This window comes from Rhodococcus sp. (in: high G+C Gram-positive bacteria) (assembly GCF_049591685.1).
Lineage (GTDB): Bacteria > Actinomycetota > Actinomycetes > Mycobacteriales > Mycobacteriaceae > Rhodococcoides.
The window spans coordinates 1-5,017 of sequence record NZ_JBAWFH010000357.1 but is presented as its reverse complement, the minus strand read 5'-3'; the positions used below and the strand labels follow the sequence as shown (position 1 = coordinate 5,017).

Annotated in this window: 4 protein-coding genes; 3 read left to right on the top strand and 1 reads right to left on the bottom strand. The window is 65.2% G+C overall.

The annotated features are described in order from the left end of the window. The first annotated feature begins 60 nt into the window (after positions 1-60). The gene (gene pth / locus WBQ44_RS15035) at positions 61-639 is read left to right on the top strand and encodes an aminoacyl-tRNA hydrolase (protein WP_495567477.1); all 579 of its coding nucleotides are present in this window, start codon (positions 61-63) and stop codon (positions 637-639) included. 87 nt (positions 640-726) lie between these two features. Here pth and WBQ44_RS15030 read toward each other — a convergent pair whose 3' ends face one another. Further along, positions 727-2,361, bottom strand: a complete 1,635-nt coding sequence (locus WBQ44_RS15030) for a fatty acyl-AMP ligase (protein WP_495567476.1) — start codon at positions 2,359-2,361, stop codon at positions 727-729. A gap of 172 nt (positions 2,362-2,533) precedes the next feature. Between WBQ44_RS15030 and WBQ44_RS15025 the strand changes: the two genes are divergently transcribed. Both WBQ44_RS15025 and pnuC read left to right on the top strand, forming a co-directional pair. Then, complete coding sequence (locus WBQ44_RS15025; RefSeq protein ID WP_495567475.1) at positions 2,534-4,216, top strand: peptide chain release factor 3; 1,683 nt, start codon at positions 2,534-2,536, stop codon at positions 4,214-4,216. Positions 4,217-4,218: 2 nt separating this feature from the next. Beyond that, positions 4,219-4,872, top strand: coding sequence for a nicotinamide riboside transporter PnuC (pnuC, locus tag WBQ44_RS15020; RefSeq protein WP_495567474.1), 654 nt, complete (start codon positions 4,219-4,221; stop codon positions 4,870-4,872). Positions 4,873-5,017: the final 145 nt, after the last annotated feature.

The following is a 5,017-nucleotide window of genomic DNA, read 5'->3' as shown; positions in this document are numbered from 1 at the left end:
GCTCCCAGCTTTCGGGAGCGGCGCGTCGTCGTTTGCCACACGAATGGGAGCATCAAGCACGTGAACGCAGAACCAGCGCTGATCGTCGGCCTCGGCAACCCCGGAACGCAATACGAGACCACCCGTCACAACGTCGGGTTCATGGTCGCCGACGTACTGGCCGGACGAATCGGCGCGAAGTTCTCCTCGCACAAGAAGTCCAACTCGGACGTGGTCCAGGCCCGCCTCTTCGACCGACCCGTGGTCGTCGCGAAACCCCGCACCTTCATGAACCTTTCGGGGCAGCCGGTAGCCGCGTTGGCTCGCTTCTTCTCGGTCGAACCGTCGAACATCGTGGTCGTGCACGACGAACTCGACATCGACTTCGGAGCCATTCGCCTCAAGCTCGGCGGCGGCGAGGGAGGCCACAACGGGCTGCGGTCCGTCTCCCAGCACCTCGGCACGAAGGACTACCTCCGCACCCGTGTGGGCGTCGGCCGTCCTCCGGGCCGCATGGACGCCGCGTCGTACGTGCTCAAACCGTTCTCCGCGGCCGAACGCAAAGACCTCGGCGTCATCGTCGAAGAAGCTGCGGATGCGGCCGAACTACTGCTCCGCGTCGGGCTGGAAACCGCTCAAAATCAGGTGCACCCGCGCTGAGCCGGCACCCCCGCTACCGACCCGGCACACCGTTCGCGACGCGAAATCCTATGTCAGGTCGGCAAAAACGGTGCCGGGTCCGCAGAACTACCCCAATAGGGCCGCCGAATTCGATCGACGCAACTTGCCCGACGAGGTCTTCGGAATGGACCCCGGTCCCAGCACGGCCACGGTTCGCGGACGCACCCCGACCTCGGAGTGCACGGCATGGACCACCTCGTGCTCGATCCGCTTGACCTCGCCGTCGTCATCGAAATCGTTCGTCTCCACCGCAACGGCGAAGCTTTCACGCTTGTCGCCCGCGTCCAACCGGATGGCGACCGCGTTGCCCGGCCGCACGCCACGCACCGACGCCGCGGCCCGCTCGATATCCGTCGGATAGATGTTGCGGCCGCCCATGATGATGACGTCCTTCATCCGGCCGCAGACGACCACGAGTCCCTCTTCGGTGAAGTATCCGATGTCGCCGGTGTCGAGCCATCCGTCGGCGTCCTGGGTTTCGACGGGACCGTCGACGGTGATGTAGCCGGGCGTGACGGCTTTGCCGCGCACCTCGATGATGCCGACTCCGCGCGGAGTGAGCACCTGGCCCTCCTTGTCGACGACGCGACCTTCGAGATTGGGAACCATCTTGCCCAGCGTCGCGAGTTTGCGAACATTGCCTTTCGTCGCGGGGACGGCGCGGCCCATCGCCTCGAGCAGGTCGGCGTCGACGACATCGAGCACCTGACCCCGGCCGGGGTCCGGAATAGAGACGGCGAGTGTGGTTTCCGCCATTCCGTACACGGGCGCGAGTGCGTTCGGGTCGAGGTTGTACGGCTTGCCGGCATCGGCCAACGCGATCATGGTGTCGGGGTCGACGGGTTCGGCACCGTTCCATGCGTAGCGGAGCGTGCCGAGGTCCAGATCGAGATCGTCGTCCGCCTGCGACAACCGGCGAGCCAGCAGTGAGTACGCGAAATTAGGTGCGGCAGTGACAGTTCCGCTGTACTTGTGAATAAGCTTGGCCCACAGCAGCGGCGAGCGAAGGAAATCCAGAGGGGTGACGCTGACGACCTCCGCACCGACCTGCATGGGAACCGTCAGAAAGCCCACCATGCCCATGTCGTGGAACAGTGGCAGCCAGCTGACCATCACATCCGAATCGACGTCGAACTCGATGCGGTCGATCATCGCGTAGGCGTTGACGTAGAAGTTCTCGTGCGTGATGCGCACCGCCTTGGGCGAGCCAGTGGATCCCGAGGTGAGCTGCTGGAGCGCGATGTCCGTTTCGTCGGTGTCGATCGGATCCACCTCACGGCCCGATCGCATGTCCTCGATCTTCAGCACAGTGATGCCGCGCTCGACGAGAATGGGCGCGGCCACGTCGAACGGCGCACCGAGGATGACGGCCTTCGCGTCGATCATCTTCACCACGGTCTCGGTGTCGGCACCCCACACGGCGAGGTCCGTTCGAGGCGTCGGCTGGTGCAACATAGTCACCGAGCCACCGCGCATCCACGCCGCCTGGCATGCAGGAGCGATGTCGACCGGCTGGCCGGCGAGGATGCCGATCGCGTCCCCGCGGTCGATCCCGGCGTCGGCGAGAGCGCCTGCCATCGATCGGGCGACCTGGTGAATCTCACCCCAGGACTGACGCAGCGCCTCGTCCGGCTCGCCGGTGACCAGGCCCCGCGCACTGGTGCGGGCCGTGGCGAACATTTCCTCGGTGAACTTGCTCAAGGTTCTCTCCTCATGCCGTCTCCCCATATGTCGCGCCCGACCCGACTTGCTTTTTCATCCTCGCCTGGACGGTATCCGTTACCGCTCCCTGCGCCGAGTACCCTGGTACCGGCAACATTGCCCGTGTCGTCGATGCGGCTGACGACGACGCCCAGTCATAGAAGAGGTTCGCTTGAGTACGCCCGATTCGGTAGACGCTCCGATCGCCACGAGCGCTGCCCCCACCGAGTCGGAGCCGACCGGGCCGAAGAACGTCCACAAGGAGCTTGCATCCGAGGTGGCACGGCGTCGCACGTTCGCCGTCATCTCCCACCCCGACGCAGGCAAGTCGACGCTGACCGAGGCGCTTGCGCTCCACGCACGCGTCATCTCCGAGGCAGGCGCCATCCACGGCAAGGCGGGACGACGCTCCACCGTCTCCGATTGGATGGAGATGGAGAAGGCCCGCGGTATCTCGGTGAGCTCGACGGCCTTGCAGTTCAACTACCAGGTGTCGCCGGATGCCGCCGAGGTCAACGTCATCAACCTCGTCGACACCCCCGGCCACGCCGACTTCTCCGAGGACACCTACCGCGTGCTGACGGCCGTCGACGCCGCGGTGATGCTCATCGACGCCGCCAAGGGTCTCGAACCGCAGACGCTCAAGCTGTTCCAGGTGTGCCGTCAGTTCGGCATTCCCGTCATCACCGTCATCAACAAGTGGGACCGTCCCGGCCAGTCACCACTCGAACTGCTCGACGAGATCGAGCAGCGCATCGGCCTGACGCCCACGCCCCTGTACTGGCCCGTCGGCATCGCGGGTGACTTCCGCGGACTGCTCGACGTGCGCGAGGGCAACTACATTCGCTTCACCCGCACCGCAGGCGGCGCGACCATCGCCCCCGAAGAACTGATGGATGCCGACGCAGCGGCCGCACGCGAGGGAACGGAGTGGGACACCGCCCTCGAGGAAAGCGAACTGCTCGTCTCGAGCGGTCAGGGGCACGACCAGGAAATGTTCCTCGCCGGTCAGACCTCGCCGGTCATCTTCGGCTCGGCCATGCTGAACTTCGGTGTCCGCCAGATCCTCGACACCCTCGTCGCACTGGCACCATCGCCGGGCCCCCGCGAGGACGCCAAGGGCGCCGTCCGTGAGGTCACCGACCCCTTCAGCGCCGTGGTGTTCAAGGTCCAGGCAGGCATGGACACCGCACACCGCGACCGCTTGGCATTCATGCGCGTCGTCTCCGGAGTGTTCGAGCGGGGCATGGTCGTCACCCACGCACAGACCGGTAAGCCGTTCACCACCAAATACGCGCTCACCGTGTTCGGCCGCGAACGCACCACCGTCGAGAACGCCTACCCCGGCGACGTCGTCGGCCTCGTCAACGCCACCGCACTCGCGCCCGGACACACCCTGTTCGACCAGAAGAAGGTCGAGTACCCGCCGATCCCGTCGTTCGCCCCGGAGCATTTCGCGGCACTGCGGGTGGACAGCGCAGACAAGTACAAGAAGTTCCGTCGGGCCGTCGAACAGCTCGACTCCGAAGGTGTCGTGCAGGTGCTGCGCAACGATGTGCGCGGCGACGCATCGCCCGTTCTGGCTGCGGTCGGTCCCATGCAGTTCGAGGTGGTGACGGCCCGCATGAAGACCGAGTTCGGCGTCGACGCCAGGCTCGAACCGCTGTCGTATTCGATTGCGCGCCGAACAGATTCCGGCAGTGCGGTCGAATTGGGCCGGCAACGCGGGGTGGAAGTGTTCACCCGCACCGACGGCGCACTGCTCGCCCTCGTCAGCGACAAGTGGCGGCTGCAATACCTCGAGAAGGAAATGCCCGATCTGACGCTCGAACCGCTCGTCGCAGCCGGCGAGTAACGATGCTGGTCCAGCTGCTGGACGCTCAGATCTCCATTGCCGGGCACCCGATCCTGTGGCGTGAAATCGTCGGCAACGGGTTCGGGCTGGCTTCGGCAATCGGCGGTATGCGACGGGTCCTGTGGGCGTGGCCCGTGGGCATCGTCGGAAACGCGCTGTTGTTCACCGTCTTCCTGGGCGGAGCCTTCGATACGCCGCAGGCACTCGACCTCTACGGCCAGGCCGGTAGGCAGTTGCTCTTCATCGCCGTCAGCGTCTACGGGTGGTCGCGGTGGGTCGTCACCGCACGGCATACGAACGCGGCGGTTGTGCCCCGGTGGGCCACCACGCGCGAGCGAGTCGTGATGGTGACGGTCTTGGTGGTCGGAACGCTCGTGTTCGCCCAGCTCTTCGACCTCCTCGGCTCGTACGGGAAATGGGCCGACGCCTGGATCTTCACCGGCTCACTGCTCGCGACATTCGGCATGGCACGCGGAGTCACCGAATTCTGGCTCATCTGGATCGGCGTCGACATCGTGGGGGTGCCGCTGCTGTTCCGCGCCGGCTTCTACCCGTCGGCCTTTCTCTACCTCGTCTATGCAGCGTTCGTCATCTGGGGATTCACCGTGTGGTTGCGGATTCAGAACAGGAAAGACGACCGAAGAATATCCGCCTAAACCGGCGAGGTGTTACCCTTCGCGTGTCCGAACGGACTTCGAGTAGGTTTTGCTCGTCGGCCGGATAGTTCACTGCATTCGACGCGGGGTTGGCATGACACGGTATTCGTTATGACTCAGGGGTCCAGCTATCCGCTGGCCGGGA

Excerpts from the sequence above, each read along its gene's own strand:
- pnuC (WP_495567474.1), top strand. The coding sequence starts at position 4,219 with ATGCTGGTCCAGCTGCTGGACGCTCAGATCTCCATTGCCGGGCACCCG.